Genomic DNA, 19,279 nt, shown 5'->3' with positions numbered 1-19,279 from the left:
ACGAGGCGGCGGCCCTCGCCCGCCCGGTACGGTCGGGCACATGCACATCCTCGCCACCGAGGGGCTGACCAAACGCTTCCCCACCGTCACCGCGGTCGACCAGCTCACGGTCACCGTGGGGCCCGGCGTCACCGGTCTGGTGGGGGCGAACGGCGCGGGCAAGTCGACGCTGCTCAAGATCCTGCTCGGCCTGCTGCCGCCCACCGGCGGCGCGGCCAAGGTGCTCGATCTGGACGTGACCGCGCAGGGCGCCGAGATCCGCCGGCTCGTCGGTTACATGCCCGAGCACGAATGCCTCCCGCCCGACGTCTCCGCCACCGAGCTGGTCGTCCACCTCGCACAGATGTCCGGCCTGCCGCGCACCGCCGCCCGCGAGCGCGCCGCCGACGTGCTGCGCCACGTGGGCCTGGCCGAAGAGCGCTATCGTGCCGTCGGGGGCTACTCCACGGGCATGAAGCAGCGCGTCAAGCTGGCCCAGGCCCTGGTGCACGACCCCAAGCTGGTCTTCCTCGACGAGCCCACCAACGGCCTCGACCCGCGCGGCCGCGACGAGATGCTGACGCTGATCAGGCGCATCGGCACCGAGTTCGGCATCAGCGTGCTGGTCACCTCCCACCTGCTGGGCGAGCTGGAGCGCATCTGCGACCACGTGATCGTCATCGACTCCGGGCGGCTGCTGCGCTCGTCCGCGATCGGCGAGTTCACCCAGGCCACGCAGACCGTCACGGTCGAGGTCGAGGAGGGGCTGGAGCGGCTGGCCGCCCGGCTGACCGAGGCCGGCCAGACGGTCTCGCAGCAGGGCCGCCTGCTGGTGGTCAAGGTTCTCGGGCCCGAGACGTTCGACGCGATCCGGGACGCCGCCGTCGACCTGGACCTCTGCCTCATCCGCCTCGAACAGGGACGTCACCGCATCGAGGACGTCTTCAGGGAGGAGGTGGCGGGTGTCTGAGATCTACGACATCGGCTACCGCCACTACGACGGGCCCCGGCTCGGCCGGGCCTACGCGACCCGGGCGCTGACCGTCCACAGCCTGCGCGGCATCTTCGGCCTCGGGCGCACGGCCCGCAGCAAGATCATGCCGTTCTCCCTCTTCGTCATCATGCTCCTGCCGGCCGTCGTGGCCGTCGCGACGATGGCCCTGGCCCAGCAGCGCATCCTCCCCTACAGCGGCTTCGCCGTCATCATGCAGGCCGTCGTCGCGGTCTTCCTGGCCGCGCAGGCGCCCACCGTGGTCGCGCCCGACCTGCGCTACCGCGTGCTGCCGCTCTACCTGTCGCGTCCCGTCTCGATCGCCGAGTACGTGGGCGCCAAGGTCACGGCGATGACCGCGGCGCTCTTCCTGCTGGTGGCGGTGCCCCTGACGTTGATCTACGCCGGCGAGCTGGTGGTGGACATGCCCGGGCCGCCGGCCACCGGCGAATACCTCGGCTCCGTCCTCATGGCGCTGCTGCTGGCCGTGCTGATGTCGTCGTTCGGGCTGGCGCTGGCCTCGTTCACGCCGCGGCGCGGGCTCGGGGTGGCCTCCGTGATCGCCGTCTACCTGCTGTCGTCGGCGTCGGTCCCGTTGATCTACGGGTCCCTGTACGCCTCGGGCAACGAGGCCGCGGCCTCCTGGGCCTGGCTGGCCAACCCGTTCTGGCTGGTGGACTCCGTACAGGCCTGGCTGTTCGGCACCCCGCCGCACATCCCCGAAGGGGACTACCCGAGCGGGCCCACCTCGGCCGCGGCCCTCGTGGTGCTGGTGGCGCTCGCCGTGGGCGCCCTCGCGCTGCGCTACAGGAAGGCGGCCGCACGGTGAAGATCGAGCTGTCTCAGGTTTCCCGCTGGTACGGCAACGTGGTGGCGGTCAACGACGTCACCATGACGATCGGCCCCGGCGTCACGGGCCTGCTCGGCCCCAACGGGGCGGGCAAGTCCACACTCCTGCACATGATGGCGGGCTTCCTGTCGCCGTCCAACGGGTCGGTCACGCTGGACGGCCAGCAGGTCTGGAAGAACCACCACATTTACCGAAATATCGGCCTAGTCCCGGAACGGGAGGGAGTGTATGGCTTCCTCACCGGCTGGCAGTTCGTCCTCTCGGCCGCCCGCCTCCACGGGCTGGGCGACCCGGTCGAGGCGGCCCGCAAGGCCCTGGCCACGGTCGAGATGGAGGAGCCCAAGGACCGGCGCGTGGAGACGTACTCCAAGGGCATGCGCCAGCGCGTCAAGGTGGCCGCGGCGCTCGTCCACGACCCGCCCGTGCTCCTGCTCGACGAGCCGTTCAACGGCATGGACCCCCGCCAGCGCCTCCACCTCATGGACCTGATCCGCGCCATGGGCACGGCGGGCAAGACGATCCTGTTCAGCTCCCACATCCTGGAGGAGGTCGAACGGGTCGCCCAGCACATCGAGGTGCTGGTGGCGGGCCGGCACGCGGCGTCGGGCAACTTCCGCGAGATCCGGCGCCTGATGACCGACCGGCCCCACCTGTTCGTGATCCGTTCGAGCGACGACAGGAAGCTCGCCGCCGCCCTCATCCGCGACCACTCGACGGGCGGCATCACCCTCCGTCCCGACGGCCTGGAGGTCCAGGCCGCCGAGTTCCGCCGCTTCGCCTGGCTCCTCCCCCGGGTGGCCCAGGCGGAAGGCGTACACCTGCACCAGGTCTCCCCTGCGGACGAGGACCTGGAGAGCGTCTTCTCCTACCTCATCAACAGGAGCACCTGATGAATCCAGTTGTCGCGGGCATTACTTACCGGGCTCTGCTCGGTAGGCGCCGTATCATCCTGCTCTTGTTGCTGCCGCTCGCCCTGATCGGGCTGGCCGTGCTCTTCCGCGTGCTCGGCGGGGACGACCAGAGCGCGGCCGTGCAGCTGATGCAGAAGTTCGCCATCAGCACCATGCTCCCCCTGCTGGGCCTGATCGCCGGCACGGGGGTCATCGCCCCGGAGATCGACGACGGCACGATCATCCACCTGATGTCCAAGCCGATCTCCCGCCCGGTCATCGTCCGGACGAAGTTCCTGGTGGCGGCCTCGCTGATGGCCCTGTTCGGCGCCGTGCCCACCTACGTGGCGGCCTGGATCCTGGCCGGCAACGAGGACGGCATCGCCCCGGGATTCGCGCTGGGAGCCCTGGTGGCCGGCATCGCGTACGCCGCCGTCTTCCTCCTGCTGGGCGTCGTCACCCGGCACGCGGTCACGATCGGCATCATCTACGCCCTCGTCTGGGAGAGCGTGGTGGGCAACTTCATCCAGGGCGCCCGCAAGTTCTCGATCCAGCAGTGGGGCCAGACGATAGCCAAGCAGATCTCCGACTCCGCCTTCGTCGAGGCGGACGTCGCGCTGAGCTTCGCCGTACCCGCACTGATCGTCGTCACGGTGGTCGGCGTCTTCTGGGCGGGGCAGCGGCTGCGGGTCTTCTCGCTCACCGGGGACGAATGAACGAACGGCCCGCGGGGGTCACCCCCGCGGGCCGTTCGGACAGTCGCTCAGACGCAGGCCGTGCGCACCACGTCGGCGAGGCGGCCGGCCACCTGGGTGGCGTGCTCCTCCGACGCGGCCTCGACCATGACCCGGATCATCGGCTCGGTGCCGCTCGGCCTGATCAGGACCCGGCCCGTCTCCCCCAGCTCGCCCTCCGCCTCGGCGACGGCGGCCAGCAGCTCGGGAGCGGCGGCCTTGCCCTTGTCCACGTCCTTGACGTTGATCAGGATCTGCGGCAGCGGCGTCATCACCGCGGCCAGCTCCTTCAGCGAAACGCCCGACTTGGCCACCACGCCCAGCAGGTGGAGCGAGGTGAGCAGGCCGTCGCCGGTGGTGGCGTGGTCGAGCATGATGACGTGGCCCGACTGCTCCCCGCCCAGGTTGTAGCCGTCGGACTTCATCCGCTCCAGCACGTAGCGGTCGCCGACCGCGGTCTCCACCACGGTGATGCCCGCGTCGCGCATGGCCAGCTTGAAGCCCAGGTTGGACATCACGGTCGCCACCACGGTGTCCTTGGCCAGCAGGCCCTCGCCGTGCATGGCGGCGGCGAGGATGGCCATGATGCGGTCGCCGTCGACGATCGCGCCCGTGTGGTCGATCGCCAGGCAGCGGTCGGCGTCGCCGTCGTAGGCCACGCCCAGGTCCGCCCCGCGCGACACGACGATCTGCGCGAGCTTGTCCAGGTGGGTGGAGCCGTGGCCGGCGTTGATGTTGAGGCCGTCGGGCCTGGCGCCGATGGCCTCGACCCTGGCGCCCGCCCGCACCAGCGCCTCCGGGGCCACCATGTGGGCGGCGCCGTGAGCGCAGTCGACCACGATGTTCAGCCCGTCGAGCGCGGCGTTCATCGTGGTCAGCAGGTGGGAGACGTACCGGTTGGCCTCACCGTACGCTTCCCGCACCCGGCCCACGGCCGAGCCGACGGGAAAGCTCCAGTCCTCGCCCAGCCGCCGTTCGATCTCGTCCTCGACCGCGTCCGACAGCTTGAAGCCGCCGCGGGCCAGGAACTTGATGCCGTTGTCGGGCGCCGGGTTGTGCGAGGCCGACAGCATGACGCCGAGATCGGCGCCGAGCGCGGCGGTGAGGTGGGCGACGGCCGGGGTGGGAAGTACGCCGAGGCGCAGCACGTCCACACCGGACGCCGCGAGGCCGGCGACCACCGCGGCCTCGAGAAACTCTCCCGAGGCGCGAGGGTCCCGGCCCACGACCGCCACCGGCCTGCTCTTGCGGCCGGCAGCGGCGAACGCGCCCGCATCGCCGAGGACGTGAGCCGCCGCGACCGAAAGGTCCATGGCGAGCTGCGCCGTGAGGTCGCGACCCGCGACCCCACGTACCCCGTCGGTGCCGAAAAGGCGCGCCAATTTAGCGCTTGCTGTACTGCGGAGCCTTGCGGGCCTTCTTGAGGCCGTACTTCTTCCGCTCCGTGGCGCGGGCGTCACGGGTGAGGAAGCCGGCCTTCTTCAGCGGCGGCCGGTTGATCTCGACGTCCAGGATCGCCAGGGCGCGGGACAGGCCCATGCGCAGCGCGCCGGCCTGGCCGGTCACGCCGCCGCCGTCGATGCGCGCGATGACGTCGAACGCCTCCTCGGCGCCGAGCACCACGAAGGGCTCGTTGACGATCTGCTGGTGGACCTTGTTCGGGAAGTAGACGTCCAGCGAACGACCGTTGATCGTCCACTTGCCGGTGCCGGGGACGATGCGCACGCGGGCGATCGCCTCCTTGCGGCGGCCGGTGCCGTACGAGTTGCCCGTGGTGACGGGCTTGCGCACGGGCGCGTCGGCGCTGGCGGCGGACTCGGTGGTGTACTCGGACGGGAATTCCTCGCTGGAGATTTCCTCCAGCTCGGGCTCGACGGCCGTCTCGACACCGGTGGGCTCAGCCACGGTTCTCCTCTAACTCTTTCGAACTACTACTGGGCGATCTGGGTGATCTGGAACGGCACCGGCTGCTGAGCCTGGTGCGGGTGCTCGGAACCCGCGTAGACCTTCAGCTTCTTCGCCATCTTCCGGCCGAGGGAGTTCTTCGGAAGCATGCCCTTGACGGCCTTCTCGACGGCCTTGTCCGGCCGCTTCTCCATGAGCTCGCCATAGCTGACGGAACGCAGACCGCCCGGGTAGCCCGAGTGGCGGTACGCCTTCTTCTGCTCAAGCTTGTTACCACTGAGCGCGATCTTGTCCGCGTTGATCACGATGACGAAGTCACCGGTGTCGACGTGGGGAGCGAAGATCGGCTTGTGCTTGCCGCGGAGCAGGGTCGCGACGTGGCTGGCCAGCCGGCCCAGCACGACATCGGTCGCGTCGATGACGTACCACTGACGCTGGACGTCGGCGGGCTTCGGTGAGTACGTGCGCACGGTCGTAGCCTTCTTTATGCTCGCGTCTTCGGCGCTGTCGGATGCGACAGCTACATTTGGTCGGTCGGTGCGGGCACACGACGGCCCGGACCTTCCGTCTCCTCATTGCGGGAGATGACGCCGGACGCGCCGCGCATTGGTCACGCGGGACCTATGCACACAACGAACCTAAGCTACTCGCCCAAAGGCGCGCAGGTCAAAACGACCAGTAGCCCTGAGCGAGTCTACCCGAACGCAGAACGGTTAGGTTTCGTTTCCCTGGGACCTCTTCTTTCCCAGGACCAGACATCCCTATCGTTAGCGGCGGTATGTGGCAGAACTCTCACTCCCGGCCAACCCAGCGGGGCGCTCGGCGCCGGAATCACCTGGGGGTGCTGGCCTGCCTCATGACCGTGCTCTTCACGGGGGTGCTGCTCGGCCGGCTCACCGACGACGCCGAGCCGACCCCCCATGTCTATCTCAACGAGACCGCCCCGCCCGCCGCTGCCACCGCAAACCCCGCTCCGACGACGGCCAGGAAGGCGCAGCAGCAGGTCGAGATGATCCCCAGGGAGATCACGACCAAGGCCATGCCGCGCGGCCGGGCCACCCCCAAGGCCACCAGATCGCCCGACGGCCAGATCGCCGGGTTCAACTCCCAGGACAACCCCGCGATGCTCAGCGACGGCAGCGGCGGCGTGCAGATCATGCCCGGGCTGGCGGCCAAGGTCGTCTCGCTGACCAACTCCGCCCGGTCCCGCCACGGCTGCGGGGCGCTGAGGGTGGACTCCGGCCTCTCCAGCTCCGCGCGTACGCACTCGCTGGAGATGGCCCAGACCGGGCAGCTCGCGCACACCTCCCCCGACGGCTCGTCGCCGTGGGACCGGATGGAGCGCGCGGGATACCGCTGGGGCGCCGCCGAGAACATCGGCGCCGGGTACAGCACCCCCGACGAGGCGGTACGCGGCTGGCTCGACAGCCCCGACCACCGCAAGAACATCCTCGACTGCGGGCTGAAGGCCATCGGGGTGGGCGTCGCGTCCGGCCCGGACGGGCCATGGTGGACCCAGGACTTCGGAACCCGATGACGCGCATCACGGTAATGTCGCCGCATGGCTTTTCCCGAAGGACGTGAAAACAGCGCCCCCTATGGCATGGGGAGTGTCTTCCAGCCTGCGGGCAGACGCCGCGCTCCGAACGGTCCCGGCGGTCCGGCCGGCCCCGATGGTCCCGGCGGCCCCGGCCCTGGTGGACCCGGCGGCCCTGGCGGCCCTGGCGGTCCCGGCGGACCGGGCTTTTTCGGCGCCCCCAACGGCCCCGGTGCTCCTGGCGGACCCGGCGGCCCCGGCCCTGGCGGCCCTGGCGGTCGCGGTCCCGGTGGTCCTGGTCCTGGTGGTCCTGGTCCCGGTGGTCCTGGCCCTGGCGGCCCCGGCGGTCCTGGCGGCCCTGGCGGCCCTGGCCCTGGTGGACCCGGCGGCCCCGGCTTCTTCGGCGGACCGGAAGGCCCTGGTGGACCCGGTGGCCCTGACGGCCCGGACTCTTCCGGCGACGGCGACGACGCCCCGCGCCGCTCCCGCCGTTCCCGCAAGCAACGCGCCGCCGACGACGCCGAGCAGGAGAGCAAGGCCGACAGCGCGCCGCAGGACGGCGACCGGGCACCGCAGAGCAGGGTCGGCTGGAGCCCGTACGACGAGGGCCCGCGCTCGCGCGCCCCGCTGTGGTTCGCCATCGGCGGCATAACGGTGCTCGGCCTGCTCGGCGGCGGCCTCGCGATGATGTGGAACGCCGACAAGCCCGTCACGGCCCAGACCACGACCCCTCGCATGACCGCGCCGCCGCTCCCGTCGGCCCCGCCCGGCAAGTACGGCTTCGCGGCCGAACGGTCCACGGACCCCGAGCCGATCACGGTCAAGGAGATCTTCGGCAAGACGAAGAAGATCACGGTCGCGGGCCGGTCGTACGAGATGACGGTCACCAGCAAGGACAAGAAGTGCGCTGACGGCGCCCTGGGCGACGCCTTGAAGAAGGCGCTCAAGGACGGCAAGTGCAACCAGCTCGTACGCGCCAGCTTCCGTGACAAGGCCGGCAAGATCATCGGCACGGTCGGCGTGGCCAACCTCAAGACCAGCAAACTGGCGTCCAAGGTGGCCAAGGCCGGCAGCACGGCCAACTACGTGAAGCCGCTGGCGGGCAAGGACAGTGTCACCAAGCAGCTCGGCTCGGGTGCGGGCGGCGCCAGGATCTGGACGCACGGCCACTACGCGATCATGGTCTGGTTCCAGAACAAGGACGGCACGAAGCCGGACAAGAAGGGCTCCAAGCAGATCTTCGGCGCCATCAACGACATCACCAAGGCGACGGTCTTCAAGGCTCTGGACAACCGCACGCTCACCGGCAGCCCCCTTTAGCGAAAACGGCTTCTTATTCGATAAGCCCCCAAACGGGATGCCGGATCCCACTGGGAACGCTCATACCGACATAACGATCTCGCTACTCTCGCTAGGCTCGCCCTATGCGTGGCCAGGAACCCGGGTCTGAGCACGATCGCAGGGAAGCCGACGGATCGGCCGCACCAGCGACGCCACCGCCGAGCTTCGGCCAGACCAGCGGGCGAGACGTACCACCGGCGTTCGCCCCCGCCGACGAGGAACAGCGCGGCTCCTCCGACGACGCGGCGCACAGCCCTGACGACGACGCGCCGCCCGCCCCGCCGGGCGAGGCGGCGGACGTTCCCGTCTTCAGGGGAGCGCCGTACGAGTCGCCCGACTCCGGGACGCGACCCGCCGTTCCCGCCTTCGGGGGGCCGCCGCCCGAGTCGCCCAACTCCGGAACACGATCCGCGTCGCCCGACAACGACGAGCCGCCCGGCGTCCAGCCGTGGGAGGTGGCGGGCGACGACGCAGCGCCGTACGACTGGTACGACGACGAGTCCGAGCCCACCCGCCCGGGCGGCCTGCGCCCGCCGCACCCCGCCGCCGAGGCGGAGGACCCCGACCAGACGCTCATCGGCCGGTCGCGCCCCACGCTGGGCGAGCAGATACGAGCCGAACAGGTGCGGGCCATCCGCCCCTGGGACGACCCGGAGCCCGGCGCCTGGCCCGCGGAGCAGGCCGCGCCCGGCGGCCCGTCGTGGGAGCCGCCACCGGCGTTCACCGCCGCCGCGGCGGGCATGCCGGTGTGGCCCGCGCCGCCCAGCGACCCGCACGCCAAGCCGCCCTGGCCCGCCGCCACGGGCGAGCTGGTGGCCGAGCCCGACAACGACGAGCCGGGCTACGACCCCAACGCCACCCAACCGGAGGGCCTCGCCCGCCCGGCCCACTACTTCGACCCGGACGCGGCCCGCCGGGAGGCCGCCCAGCAGGCGGAGGGCAGGGCCCAGCCCTCGTCCATCGCCGACCAGGACACCCCTCCCGACGGCTTCCTGCCGGCCCCGATCGCCTCGCCGGAGGAGGACCTCACCGAACCGGTGCTGTCCTCCTTCACCCCGAACCCCGCCGAACACGGCGCCCCGCCGCTCTCCCTGTCCGATCCGGCCAACCTGCCGGCCCACCCGCCCGAGCCCGGCGACGTGCCCGTCTGGCCCCCCAACCCACCATCCGAGGCCAAGCTGCCCGATCTCCCGTTCCCCAGGGACACCTGGGGACAGAAGCCCGCCGCCCCGCTCAGCCGGCCCCAGGGCGGCAGCCCGGCGTTCCCGCCTGGAGCGTTCAAACAGCCACCGTTCCAGACCCCGCCCCCGCCTCCCGCCCCACCCGGCAAGAGCAAGCGGGCCCTGCTCGTCACGCTGGGCGCGCTGGCCCTGGCCGGGGTCGCGACCGGCGGATTCTTCGCCTACCAGGCGGTCACCTCCCCCACGCCGACCACGGCCGCCACCCGGCCCACCGCGTCAAGCGAGCCCAGCACCGAGACGCCCGCCGCCGCGGCGCCCTCCGACGCCCCCGACGGCACGTCCATCCTCAACTCCGAGCAGACCGACCCGCAGAAGCTGTCGCTCTCGGAGGCGTTCCCGAAGAAGAAGGTCAGCGCGGCGGGCACCACGTTCACCAGGGTCAAGGCGGCCGTGGAGACGAGCTGCGACAAGGCCGCCACAGGGGACTTCGCGGACGCGCTCAAAGAGCAGAAGTGCAGCCGCGTGCTCAGGGCCACCTACGTCGACAGCAAGCACCGCTACGCGGTCACCACGGGCATAGCGGTCCTGCCCGACAAGGACGCGGCCATCATCGCCGACCAGTCCAAGAACCTCTCACGCAACGTCTGGTTCCGCCCGCTCCCCGGCGCCGACGGCTCGGGCGGCGAGCGCGTGAACATCGCCGGCGGCTACGCGGCCGGGCTGGTGTGGGGCCGCTACATCATCTTCAGCTACGCCACCTACGCCGACGGCCACACCCCCGAGTCCAAGGAGAAGACGCTGCCCAAGGTCAGCGGGGCGTTCCGGGACCAGACCTCACTCGTCCTCGAGCGCCGCCTCACCAAGGGCTGACGGCGTCCGCTGGAGGGCGGTGGTGCGCACTCGCCGCGTGGCCCGAGCCCGCGCGGCGAGCTCCGGCGCCGCCGGGTAGCCCACCTCCTCCAGGCACAGCCCGTGCGCGGGCGCGACGTGCACCCCCGAGTCCCGTACGGCCCGCGTCAGCACCTGGCCGGGCCACTCCACCGGCCGGCTGCCGTCACCGGCCGCCAGCAGCGACCCGACCAGCGCCCGCACCATCGAGTGGCAGAACGCGTCCGCCACGACGGTCGCCACCAGCACCCCGTCGGGCTCGCGGGCCCAATCCAGCCGCTGCAGCTCCCTGATCGTGGTCGCGCCCTCGCGCTTCTTGCAGAACGCCGCGAAGTCGTGCTCCCCGAGCAGCCGCGCCGCCGCCGCGTTGAGCGCGCCGGCGTCCAGCGACCGGTTGTGCCAGACCACCTCGCGCCGCCGCAGCGGGTCGACGCCGCCCACCGCGTCGCTCACCCGGTACGCGTATCGGCGGAACATCGCCGAGAAACGCGCGTCGAAGCCCTCAGGAGCCACGGAGACCCGATGAACGCGTACATCTGGGGGCAGGACCCCGCCCAGGCGCCTGACAAGCGCAGCGAGCCGCTCATGGACGTCCAGGGGCCCCCTGTTGCCGTCGAGCTCGGCCAGAGACCCGTCGGGCACGTCCACGTGGGCCACCTGGCCGCGCGCGTGCACGCCGGCGTCGGTGCGGCCGGCCACGGTCAGCATCGCGGGCTCGCCGAGGCGCAGGATCCTGCCGAGCGCCTGCTCGATCTCGCCCTGGACGGTCCGGCGTCCCGGCTGCCTGGCCCATCCGGAGAAGTCGGTCCCGTCGTACGCGAGGTCGAGGCGGAGCCGTACCACGATGATCCTCCTTCAACTGAAAACGGGCCCGCACCCCGCAGGGGGTCCGGGCCCGTCTCGTCCGACCTGAAAGATCAGGCCTCGTCCTTCTTCGCCTCAGCCTCGGCGGCCGGGGCCTCCTCCGCAGCGGGAGCCTCCGCGGCGGGGGTCTCCTCGGCGGCGGCCTCGGGGGCCTCCGGAGCCTCGGTCTCCTCCGCGGCGGGCGCCGGAGCCGCGGCGGCGGCCGGGGCCTCGGTGCGGCGGGTCGTGACGCCGTTCAGCGGCTCGGCCACCAGCTCGATGACCGCCATCGGGGCGTTGTCGCCCTTGCGCGGACCGACCTTGGTGATCCGGGTGTAGCCACCGGGACGCTCGGCGAACGTCGTCGCGATCTCGGTGAAGAGGTGGTGTACGACGCCCTTGTCCTTGACGACGGTCAGGACCTGGCGACGGTTGTGGATGTCGCCCTTCTTCGCCTTGGTGATCAGGCGCTCCGCCAGCGGGCGCAGGCGCTTGGCCTTGGCGACCGTCGTGCGGATCTTGCCGTGGCGGAACAGATCGGTGGCCAGGTTGGCCAGGATCAGCCGCTCGTGCGCCGGGCTGCCGCCAAGACGTGCACCCTTGGTGGGCTTGGGCATGGTCTCTCTCCTCCTGGATTAACCCGCCCCGGCCGTACCAGGTACCGGAGTCGGGCCGGATCGCAGTCGCTCATGCGATCCGTTGCTGTGGCCCCGCGCCATGACACCGCGCGGGGCCTTCGAAAAGCGGATCAGTACTGCTCGGTCTCGACGTACGCGCTGTCGTCGTCGTCGTAGCCGCCGCCGGCCACCGCGCTCGGGTCGAACCCGGGCGGGGAGTCCTTGAGCGCCAGCGACATCTCGTGCAGCTTCTGCTTGACCTCTTCGATCGACTTGGCGCCGAAGTTGCGGATGTCCAGCAGGTCCTGCTCGCTGCGCGCGACGAGCTCACCCACGGTGTGGATGCCCTCGCGCTTGAGGCAGTTGTAGGAGCGAACGGTGAGGTTGAGCTCCTCGATCGGCAGCGCCAGATCCGCGGCCAGGGCGGCGTCGGTCGGCGACGGGCCGATGTCGATGCCCTCGGCCTCGACGTTGAGCTCGCGGGCCAGGCCGAAGAGCTCGACGAGGGTCTTACCGGCGGAGGCCACCGCGTCGCGGGGCTTCATGGCCGGCTTGGTCTCGACGTCGAGGATGAGACGGTCGAAGTCGGTGCGCTGCTCGACTCGGGTCGCCTCGACCTTGTAGGTGACCTTGAGCACCGGGGAGTAGATCGAGTCGATCGGAATGCGACCGATCTCCTGGCCCGGCTGCTTGTTCTGGGCGGCGGAGACGTAGCCGCGACCGCGCTCGACGGTCAGCTCCATCTCCAGCTTCGCCTTGCCGTTGAGCGTGGCGATGCGCAGCTCGGGGTTGTGCACCTCGACACCGGCCGGCGGCGCGATGTCGGCGGCGGTGACCTCACCCGGGCCCTGCTTGCGCAGGTACATCACGACCGGCTCGTCGTGCTCGGAGGAGACGACCAGCTCCTTGAGGTTGAGGATGATGTCAGTGACGTCTTCCTTGACCCCGGGAACGGTCGAGAACTCGTGCAGGACGCCCTCGATCCGGATGCTCGTCACGGCCGCGCCCGGAATGGACGACAGCAGCGTGCGGCGGAGCGAGTTGCCGATGGTGTAACCGAAGCCCGGCTCCAGCGGTTCGATGACGAACCGGGACCGGGTGTCGTCGAGCGACTCTTCGAGAAGAGTCGGGCGCTGAGCGATCAGCATGCGGGGTCTCCCCTTTTTCGTGTGGCGCCCGCTATATGACGCCACTCCGATAAACAGCGTAGTTGAGGTGCGGAAATCCGCACCTCAACTCAGGCTCACTTCGAGTAGTACTCGACGATGAGCTGCTCCTGGACCTGGGTGTCGATCTGCTGGCGAACCGGCAGCTGGTGAACCAGGACGCGGAGCTTCTCGGGCACGACGCCGAGCCACGCGGGAACGGTGCGCTCGCCCGCGGTCGCCCTGGCGACCTCGTAGGGCAGAAGGTTGCGCTTGTTCTCGCGGACCTCGATGATGTCGTGCTCGCGAATGCGGTAGGACGGGATGTCGACCTTCTTGCCGTTCACCAGGATGTGGCCGTGGCGCACCTGCTGGCGGGCGGCGTCACGCGACTGGGCGAACCCGGCGCGGTAGACGACGTTGTCGAGACGGCTCTCCAGGATCTGGAGCAGCGCCTCACCGGTCTTGCCGGTCTTGCGGGTGGCTTCCTCGTAGTAGTTGTGGAACTGCTTCTCGAGGACGCCGTAGATGCGGCGGGTCTTCTGCTTCTCACGAAGCTGAAGCTGGTACTCGGACTCCTTGGGACGTCCGCGGCCGTGCTCACCCGGCGGGTAAGGACGGATCTCGATGGGGCACTTGGCAGACTCGCACTTGCTGCCCTTGAGGAAGAGCTTGGTCTTCTCGCGACGGCAGAGCTTGCAGTCGGCGCCCGTGTAACGAGCCATTTCTCAATATCTCCTGGGCTTGTTCAGACGCGGCGGCGCTTCGGCGGCCGGCAACCGTTGTGCGGGACCGGGGTGACGTCCTGGATCGAACCCACCTCGAGGCCGGTGGCCTGGAGGGAGCGGATCGCGGTCTCACGGCCGGAGCCGGGACCCTTGACGAAGACGTCCACCTTGCGCATGCCGTGCTCCATGGCGCGGCGAGCGGCGTTTTCCGCGGCCATCTGGGCGGCGAACGGGGTGGACTTACGGGAGCCCTTGAAACCCACGTGGCCGGCGCTGGCCCAGGAGATCACGTTCCCGTTGGGGTCCGTGATCGAGACGATGGTGTTGTTGAACGTGCTCTTGATGTGGGCGTGCCCGTGAGCGACGTTCTTCTTTTCCTTGCGGCGCACCTTCTTCGGGGCGCCCTGACGGCTCTTAGGAGGCATTGTTTGCCATTACTCCTGAGGTCTTCGGTCCGCGGCTGTGGACTACTTCTTACCGGGCTTCTTCTTACCGGCCACGGTCTTCTTCTTGCCCTTGCGGGTGCGCGCGTTGGTCTGCGTGCGCTGGCCGTGGACGGGCAGGCCCTTGCGGTGCCGGATGCCCTGGTAGCAACCGATTTCGATCTTGCGACGAATGTCGGCCTGGACCTCGCGGCGCAGGTCACCCTCGATCTTGAAGTTCGCCTCGATGTAGTCACGCATCGGGACGAGCTCGGTGTCGGAGAGCTGGTGCACACGGAGGTCGCCGCTGACACCGGTGGCCTGGAGGATCTCCTGGGCGCGGGTGCGGCCGATTCCGTAGATGTAGGTGAGAGCGATCTCCAGCCGCTTCTCGCGGGGGAGGTCGACGCCAACCAGGCGAGCCATGGTCGGGCATTCTCCTTCTTTGTGGCGGAGGTCTTGCGCCGCACTACCCCTCCCCAATGCCCGGGGTGAGGGCCCCGGCCTCCGACCGGGGGTCTCCGGAGCGGTTCGAGCCTTTCGAAAAGGGCCCGCCTGCTCAGGTGTGAGACGCGATTACTGACTCAGGCTCCTCATGCGTCGAGCCCGCTCCCTCAATCGGGGCGGACTCGGAGGAGCCTTGCGGCGACTAACCCTGGCGCTGCTTGTGGCGCAGGTTGTCGCAGATCACCATGACGCGACCGTGCCGGCGGATCACCTTGCACTTGTCGCAGATCTTCTTGACGCTCGGCTTTACCTTCATTGTCCTTCGTGATTCCTCAGACGTCTTACTTGTATCGGTAGACGATCCGCCCACGACTCAGGTCGTAGGGGCTCAGTTCAACGACTACCCGGTCGTCCGGCAGAATCCGGATGTAGTGCATCCGCATCCGCCCGCTGATATGGGCCAGGACCTTATGGCCGTTGTCGAGCTGCACCCGGAACATGGCGTTCGGGAGCGACTCGACCACAGTGCCCTCGATCTCGATGGCGCCGTCTTTCTTGGCCAAGATTCCTCGCGTTTCACTGATCGATCGTCTGAGGCTCCGGTTCACTAAGCAGCCGCGACTTCACGCTTCGAAGAGAGCGGCGACCGGCAAAGGCCGCCGACGCGTGATAGTCATAGTGAGCCGACTAAGGAGTGTACGACACCTGAGACTAAAACGCGAAACGCGTGCCAGGTGTCCTGACACAACCACGGACGAGTCTACCCCACGTTCACCGGCCTTCAGACCTTCCGGGGAAAGCGGAAGGCCCGCCGAGGGAGAGATCCCGGCGGGCCCTGTTCCCATGGGTGAGGTCCTAGTAGATGCGGTGCGTCGGACCGCAGTACTTGAACGGGCCGCCCCAGCAGGTGTAGGTGTACAGCTTCTGGATGCCGAACTTCGACCAGGTCGCCTGGTACGAGCCGTCCCAGCCCTGGACGAACTTGTGCCAGCTGCCGCCGGAGTAGTACTTGAACCACACGTACCCCTTCTTCGGGGTGAACTCCTTGCCGTACCAGTGGGTGTAGACCTTGCCGTTCTGCTTCCAGGTCTTGCCGTAGGTGAAGGCCTTGTGGTTGCTGGAGTAGTACTTGCCCCAGCTGCTGATCGACGTGACCGACGACTGGGTGGCGGTGGCCGCCTGGGCGGCGGGGGCGACGGCGAGCCCGGTGAGGGCGATCGAGCCGGCGAGAGCGGTGGCCGCAAGGATCTTGCGCATTTCGGTTCCTCCGTGAGTCGTGCTTCCCGACACAGCTCACGTTAGGAATCCAGACATATCCGTACTGCGCACGAATGCACACAGTGCACTAGTGCACACAGCCCTACTTGAGCTTCTTGGGCTTCTTGGGCTTGTCGGGCGGCGGGTTGCCGAAGACGGTGCTGATCAGCAGGATGACGCCCCACGGACCCATGACCCACAGCGGCCAGGGGTAGATCAGGTGCTCGGACGTGAGGCTCACGATCAGCCAGATCACCCAGTTGATGCCGCTGGCCGTCGCCCAGGCGCCCCAGGCCGCCCGCATGCCCGGATGCATGCCGGTGCGCCGTGCGGGGCTCTGCGGCACCGTGGCGGGCCGGTTGCGCAGGTCCACGTCCGGCAGGTCGACCGTGAGCTTGGCCAGCTCTCCGTACGTCCTGCTCTTGTAGAGCTGCTCGAGCCGTTCGTTGAACTCGTCCATCGTGATGCGGCCCTGCGCGGTGTGCTCGCGGAGGATGGCGGCGACGCGGTCGCGGTCGGCGTCGGAGGCTCGCATCTCGGGGCTGTTCGCCATCCCACCCACTCCCGGGGGTCAGTTCTGCGGTTGGGTAAGGCGCTCTTGCCCGCCGTCCAGGGCGGTCAGCACCCAAGGACCATTATGTGTCACGGCGACACTGTGCTCGAAGTGTGCGGACTGCTTGCCGTCGACCGTCACGACGGTCCACTCGTCGGCCAGCACGCGGGTGCGCTCGGTGCCCAGGTTCACCATGGGCTCGATGGCCAGGCACATGCCCTCTTCCAGCACCGGGCCCCGGCCGGGCCGGCCGTGGTTGGCGATCCACGGGTCCATGTGCATTTCAGTGCCGATGCCGTGGCCGCCGTACTCCGGGGGGATGCCGAAGCGGCCCTGCGACTTGACGTACCGCTCCACCTCGTAGCCGATGTCGGACAGATGGCGGCCGACCCGCAGCGCCGCGATGCCGCGCCACATGGCCTCCTCGGTGATCCGCATCAGCTCGGTGAGCTTGGGGTCCACCTCGCCGATCGGCACCGTCACGGCCGAGTCGCCGTGCCAGCCGTCCAGGATCGCGCCGCAGTCGATGGAGATGACGTCGCCCTCGCGCAGCTTCCTGGCGTCGGTCGGGATGCCGTGCACCACCTCGTCGTTCACCGACGCGCAGATCGTCGCCGGGAAGCCCTGGTAGCCCTTGAACGACGGGATCGCGCCCTCGTCCCTGATCGCCTTCTCGGCGATGACGTCGAGGTCGAGCGGCGTCATGCCGGGCTCGACCGAGCGCTTCAGCAGGTCGAGCGTGCGCCCGACCACCAGGCCCGCCGCCCGCATCTTCTCCAGCTGCTCCGGTGACTTGATCTGGATGCCGTGTCTGTTCCGTTTGAACATCTTCTGCCCCCCTGGGTCTTCAACGGGCCACAATGGGGGCCCAATTCCCCCCACAATAGCCGCGAGGTGGCACGGAAACCCGTGCCACCTCCGCAAATCGCTCGTAACTGGAGCTATCCCATGAACGGGCGGATCGCCTCCATGGCCCGCTGGGTGACCTCCTCGACCGGGCCCGTGGCGTCGACCCCCACGAGAATGCCCTCGTCGGCGTAGTAGGAGACCAGCGGCGCCGTCTGCTCCTGGTAGACCTCCAGGCGGTGCCTGACGGTCTCCTCCTTGTCGTCGTCACGCTGGAAGAGCGCGCCCCCGCACGCGTCGCACTTGTCGTCCTTCTTGTCGTCGAACTCGACGTGCCAGATACGGCCGCACTGGCTGCAGGTGCGCCGGCCGGCCAGCCGCCTGACCACCTCGTCGTCGTCGACGACGAGCTCGAGTACGAGGTCGAGCGCCTGGCCCCAGTCCTTGAGCATGTCGCGCAGGATCTCCGCCTGTGCGACGTTCCTCGGGAAGCCGTCGAGCAGGAACCCGTCCTGCGCGTCGTCCTCGGACAGACGGTCACGGACCATGGCGATGGTGACCTCGTCGGGCACCAGATCACCACGGTCCATGTACGTCTTGGCCAGCTTGCCAAGATCCGTGCCCCCCGAGACGTTGGCACGGAAGATGTCACCTGTCGAGATCTTCGGGATGGACAGGTTCGATGCGATGTACTGGGCCTGTGTCCCCTTACCCGCTCCGGGGGGCCCGACCAGAACGAGACGCACTACCGCAGGAAACCTTCGTAGTTACGCTGCTGGAGCTGGCTCTCGATCTGCTTAACGGTGTCAAGGCCGACGCCTACCATGATCAGAATACTCGTCCCTCCGAACGGGAAGTTCTGGCTCGCACCGGACACCGCCAGCGCGACGATCGGGACCATGGCGATCAGACCCAGATAGAGCGAGCCCGGCGCGGTCAGACGAGTGAGCACGAAGTTCAGGTATTCAGCCGTCGGCCTGCCAGGACGGATGCCCGGAATGAACCCACCGTACTTCTTCATGTTGTCGGCGACTTCAGTGGGGTTGAACGTGATGGACACGTAGAAGTACGTGAAGAAGATGATCAACACGAAGAACGTGGTCATGTAGATCGGCGTGTCACCGGTGGCCAGGTTCTGCGAGATCCAGCGGATGAACGCGTTGTCCGTGCTCTGGAAGAGCGACGTCAGCAGCTGCGGCAGGTAGAGCAGCGAGGACGCGAAGATGACCGGGATGATGCCGGCCTGGTTGACCTTCAGCGGAATGTAGGTGGACGTGCCGCCGTACATCCTGCGCCCGACCATCCGCTTGGCGTACTGGACCGGGATGCGACGCTGCGCCTGCTCGACGAAGACCACCGCGGCGATCATGAAGACACCGACGACCATGACGACCGTGAAGGTGAACTTGTTCGCCTGGAAGATGTTGGCCAGCTCGGACGGGAAGACCGCCACGACCTGCGTGAAGATCAGGATGGACATGCCGTTGCCGACACCGCGGTCGGTGATGAGCTCACCGAGCCACATGATCACGGACGTACCGGCGGTCATGATGACCACCATCGTCACGATCTGGAAGATGTTGTCGGGGTCGAGGAGCACGTCCTGCTGGCAGTTCGGGAACAGCTGCCCGGTGCGGGCCAGAGCGATGAAGGCGGTGGACTGCAGGACGGCAAGACCGATGGTCAGATAACGCGTATACTGCGTAATCTTGGTCTGACCGGCCTGTCCCTCCTTCTTCAGCGCCTCGAGACGCGGGATCACGACGACGAGTAGCTGGAGAATGATGCTCGCGGTGATGTACGGCATGATGCCCAGCGCGAACACCGACAGCTTCAGGAGCGCACCACCGCTGAAAAGCTGCACCATCCCGTAGATGTTGCCGGCGGCTCCGTTACGGGCCTGCTCGAAACAGGCGGCGAGGTTCTGGACGTGAACTCCCGGAGTCGGAAGAACCGAGCCGAGACGGAAAAGCGCGATGATGCCCAGGGTGAAGAGCAACTTTTTGCGCAGGTCCGGTGTCCGGAACGCCCGGGTAAACGCGGTCAGCACGGTCCCTCCTGCGCGCCTTTACGGCGGTGTGAGTATGCGATGGTGCGGGGATCTGCCATGTCTGTCTTAGGTCAG

24 protein-coding genes are annotated in these 19,279 nt (G+C 68.7%); 8 read left to right on the top strand and 16 right to left on the bottom strand.

Annotated features, from left to right (window positions below):
* The first annotated feature begins 40 nt into the window (after window positions 1-40).
* Genes AB0J87_RS01845 through AB0J87_RS01830 form a run of 4 tightly spaced genes read left to right on the top strand, consistent with a single transcriptional unit; the run spans window position 41 to window position 3,426 of the window.
* A complete protein-coding gene (locus AB0J87_RS01845; protein WP_363962210.1) occupies window positions 41-949 on the top strand; it encodes an ABC transporter ATP-binding protein in 909 nt (302 codons plus the stop codon).
* Window positions 942-1,799 carry an ABC transporter permease gene (locus AB0J87_RS01840; protein WP_350731023.1) on the top strand — a complete coding sequence of 286 codons (858 nt, stop codon included), beginning with the start codon at window positions 942-944 and terminating at the stop codon, window positions 1,797-1,799. Before AB0J87_RS01845 ends, AB0J87_RS01840 begins: the two co-directional genes overlap by 8 nt.
* A complete protein-coding gene (locus AB0J87_RS01835; protein ID WP_363962209.1) occupies window positions 1,796-2,710 on the top strand; it encodes an ABC transporter ATP-binding protein in 915 nt (304 codons plus the stop codon). The genes AB0J87_RS01840 and AB0J87_RS01835 overlap by 4 nt, the downstream gene beginning before the upstream one ends.
* Window positions 2,710-3,426 (top strand): ABC transporter permease subunit, encoded by a 717-nt coding sequence (locus AB0J87_RS01830; RefSeq protein WP_363962208.1) that lies wholly within the window; start codon window positions 2,710-2,712, stop codon window positions 3,424-3,426. The genes AB0J87_RS01835 and AB0J87_RS01830 overlap by 1 nt, the downstream gene beginning before the upstream one ends.
* 47 nt (window positions 3,427-3,473) lie before the next feature.
* Here the strand turns inward: AB0J87_RS01830 and glmM are convergent, their stop codons facing one another.
* The 3 genes from glmM to rplM are packed head-to-tail and all read right to left on the bottom strand — an operon-like array spanning window position 3,474 to window position 5,819.
* Entirely contained in the window at window positions 3,474-4,826 is a 1,353-nt protein-coding gene (glmM, locus tag AB0J87_RS01825; RefSeq protein WP_363962207.1) for a phosphoglucosamine mutase, read from the bottom strand.
* 1 nt (window position 4,827) lies between these two features.
* Window positions 4,828-5,349 (bottom strand): 30S ribosomal protein S9, encoded by a 522-nt coding sequence (rpsI, locus tag AB0J87_RS01820; RefSeq protein WP_350731016.1) that lies wholly within the window; start codon window positions 5,347-5,349, stop codon window positions 4,828-4,830.
* A gap of 26 nt (window positions 5,350-5,375) precedes the next feature.
* Window positions 5,376-5,819, bottom strand: coding sequence for a 50S ribosomal protein L13 (gene rplM, locus AB0J87_RS01815; RefSeq protein ID WP_185070656.1), 444 nt, complete (start codon window positions 5,817-5,819; stop codon window positions 5,376-5,378).
* A gap of 386 nt (window positions 5,820-6,205) precedes the next feature.
* Here rplM and AB0J87_RS01810 point away from each other — a divergent pair, with 386 nt between their 5' ends.
* From AB0J87_RS01810 to AB0J87_RS01795, 4 genes are all read left to right on the top strand, one after another.
* Window positions 6,206-6,886, top strand: a complete 681-nt coding sequence (locus AB0J87_RS01810) for a CAP domain-containing protein (protein ID WP_363962206.1) — start codon at window positions 6,206-6,208, stop codon at window positions 6,884-6,886.
* A gap of 73 nt (window positions 6,887-6,959) precedes the next feature.
* Entirely contained in the window at window positions 6,960-7,538 is a 579-nt protein-coding gene (locus AB0J87_RS01805; protein ID WP_363962205.1) for a hypothetical protein, read from the top strand.
* Window positions 7,539-7,540: 2 nt separating this feature from the next.
* Window positions 7,541-8,206: a hypothetical protein gene (locus tag AB0J87_RS01800; RefSeq protein WP_363962204.1), complete on the top strand. Its 666-nt coding sequence runs from the start codon at window positions 7,541-7,543 to the stop codon at window positions 8,204-8,206.
* A 104-nt stretch (window positions 8,207-8,310) separates the two neighbouring features.
* On the top strand, window positions 8,311-10,278 hold the full coding sequence (locus AB0J87_RS01795) for a hypothetical protein (protein WP_363962203.1): 1,968 nt from the start codon (window positions 8,311-8,313) through the stop codon (window positions 10,276-10,278).
* Here the strand turns inward: AB0J87_RS01795 and truA are convergent.
* From truA to secY, 13 genes are all read right to left on the bottom strand, one after another.
* A complete protein-coding gene (gene truA, locus AB0J87_RS01790; protein WP_363962202.1) occupies window positions 10,243-11,139 on the bottom strand; it encodes a tRNA pseudouridine(38-40) synthase TruA in 897 nt (298 codons plus the stop codon). The two genes, AB0J87_RS01795 and truA, sit on opposite strands and share 36 nt — an antisense overlap.
* Before the next feature lie 74 nt (window positions 11,140-11,213).
* Complete coding sequence (gene rplQ, locus AB0J87_RS01785; protein ID WP_363962201.1) at window positions 11,214-11,756, bottom strand: 50S ribosomal protein L17; 543 nt, start codon at window positions 11,754-11,756, stop codon at window positions 11,214-11,216.
* Window positions 11,757-11,887: 131 nt separating this feature from the next.
* Complete coding sequence (locus AB0J87_RS01780; protein ID WP_350731004.1) at window positions 11,888-12,904, bottom strand: DNA-directed RNA polymerase subunit alpha; 1,017 nt, start codon at window positions 12,902-12,904, stop codon at window positions 11,888-11,890.
* A gap of 95 nt (window positions 12,905-12,999) precedes the next feature.
* A complete protein-coding gene (rpsD, locus tag AB0J87_RS01775; RefSeq protein ID WP_185070645.1) occupies window positions 13,000-13,626 on the bottom strand; it encodes a 30S ribosomal protein S4 in 627 nt (208 codons plus the stop codon).
* Window positions 13,627-13,649: 23 nt separating this feature from the next.
* Window positions 13,650-14,054, bottom strand: coding sequence for a 30S ribosomal protein S11 (rpsK, locus tag AB0J87_RS01770; RefSeq protein WP_020542285.1), 405 nt, complete (start codon window positions 14,052-14,054; stop codon window positions 13,650-13,652).
* 42 nt (window positions 14,055-14,096) lie between these two features.
* Complete coding sequence (gene rpsM, locus AB0J87_RS01765) at window positions 14,097-14,477, bottom strand: 30S ribosomal protein S13 (protein ID WP_125644650.1); 381 nt, start codon at window positions 14,475-14,477, stop codon at window positions 14,097-14,099.
* A 223-nt stretch (window positions 14,478-14,700) separates the two neighbouring features.
* Entirely contained in the window at window positions 14,701-14,814 is a 114-nt protein-coding gene (gene rpmJ, locus AB0J87_RS01760; RefSeq protein ID WP_003956441.1) for a 50S ribosomal protein L36, read from the bottom strand.
* A gap of 25 nt (window positions 14,815-14,839) precedes the next feature.
* On the bottom strand, window positions 14,840-15,061 hold the full coding sequence (infA, locus tag AB0J87_RS01755) for a translation initiation factor IF-1 (protein WP_012887858.1): 222 nt from the start codon (window positions 15,059-15,061) through the stop codon (window positions 14,840-14,842).
* Between the two features lie 292 nt (window positions 15,062-15,353).
* On the bottom strand, window positions 15,354-15,755 hold the full coding sequence (locus AB0J87_RS01750) for a hypothetical protein (protein ID WP_350731001.1): 402 nt from the start codon (window positions 15,753-15,755) through the stop codon (window positions 15,354-15,356).
* Window positions 15,756-15,858: 103 nt separating this feature from the next.
* Window positions 15,859-16,308 (bottom strand): DUF1707 domain-containing protein, encoded by a 450-nt coding sequence (locus tag AB0J87_RS01745; protein ID WP_363962200.1) that lies wholly within the window; start codon window positions 16,306-16,308, stop codon window positions 15,859-15,861.
* Between the two features lie 18 nt (window positions 16,309-16,326).
* Window positions 16,327-17,136 (bottom strand): type I methionyl aminopeptidase, encoded by an 810-nt coding sequence (gene map / locus AB0J87_RS01740; protein ID WP_363962199.1) that lies wholly within the window; start codon window positions 17,134-17,136, stop codon window positions 16,327-16,329.
* Between the two features lie 113 nt (window positions 17,137-17,249).
* Window positions 17,250-17,900, bottom strand: coding sequence for an adenylate kinase (locus AB0J87_RS01735; RefSeq protein WP_185070637.1), 651 nt, complete (start codon window positions 17,898-17,900; stop codon window positions 17,250-17,252).
* On the bottom strand, window positions 17,900-19,204 hold the full coding sequence (gene secY / locus AB0J87_RS01730; RefSeq protein ID WP_350730995.1) for a preprotein translocase subunit SecY: 1,305 nt from the start codon (window positions 19,202-19,204) through the stop codon (window positions 17,900-17,902). The genes AB0J87_RS01735 and secY overlap by 1 nt, the downstream gene beginning before the upstream one ends.
* Window positions 19,205-19,279 lie beyond the last annotated feature (75 nt).

Source organism: Nonomuraea sp. NPDC049625 (genome assembly GCF_040675285.1).
In the GTDB taxonomy this organism is placed as follows: Bacteria; Actinomycetota; Actinomycetes; order Streptosporangiales; family Streptosporangiaceae; genus Nonomuraea; species Nonomuraea angiospora_A.
Note: the sequence above shows the minus strand (reverse complement) of the source record. Positions and strands in the feature narration are given on the sequence as shown.

Excerpts from the sequence above, each read along its gene's own strand:
- map (WP_363962199.1), bottom strand. The coding sequence starts at position 17,136 with ATGTTCAAACGGAACAGACACGGCATCCAGATCAAGTCACCGGAGCAG.
- AB0J87_RS01845 (WP_363962210.1), top strand. The coding sequence starts at position 41 with ATGCACATCCTCGCCACCGAGGGGCTGACCAAACGCTTCCCCACCGTC.
- AB0J87_RS01780 (WP_350731004.1), bottom strand. The coding sequence starts at position 12,904 with ATGCTGATCGCTCAGCGCCCGACTCTTCTCGAAGAGTCGCTCGACGAC.
- rpsM (WP_125644650.1), bottom strand. The coding sequence starts at position 14,477 with ATGGCTCGCCTGGTTGGCGTCGACCTCCCCCGCGAGAAGCGGCTGGAG.
- AB0J87_RS01810 (WP_363962206.1), top strand. The coding sequence starts at position 6,206 with ATGACCGTGCTCTTCACGGGGGTGCTGCTCGGCCGGCTCACCGACGAC.
- AB0J87_RS01830 (WP_363962208.1), top strand. The coding sequence starts at position 2,710 with ATGAATCCAGTTGTCGCGGGCATTACTTACCGGGCTCTGCTCGGTAGG.
- rpmJ (WP_003956441.1), bottom strand. The coding sequence starts at position 14,814 with ATGAAGGTAAAGCCGAGCGTCAAGAAGATCTGCGACAAGTGCAAGGTG.
- rpsD (WP_185070645.1), bottom strand. The coding sequence starts at position 13,626 with ATGGCTCGTTACACGGGCGCCGACTGCAAGCTCTGCCGTCGCGAGAAG.
- rpsK (WP_020542285.1), bottom strand. The coding sequence starts at position 14,054 with ATGCCTCCTAAGAGCCGTCAGGGCGCCCCGAAGAAGGTGCGCCGCAAG.
- AB0J87_RS01745 (WP_363962200.1), bottom strand. The coding sequence starts at position 16,308 with ATGGCGAACAGCCCCGAGATGCGAGCCTCCGACGCCGACCGCGACCGC.
- AB0J87_RS01795 (WP_363962203.1), top strand. The coding sequence starts at position 8,311 with ATGCGTGGCCAGGAACCCGGGTCTGAGCACGATCGCAGGGAAGCCGAC.
- rplQ (WP_363962201.1), bottom strand. The coding sequence starts at position 11,756 with ATGCCCAAGCCCACCAAGGGTGCACGTCTTGGCGGCAGCCCGGCGCAC.
- AB0J87_RS01750 (WP_350731001.1), bottom strand. The coding sequence starts at position 15,755 with ATGCGCAAGATCCTTGCGGCCACCGCTCTCGCCGGCTCGATCGCCCTC.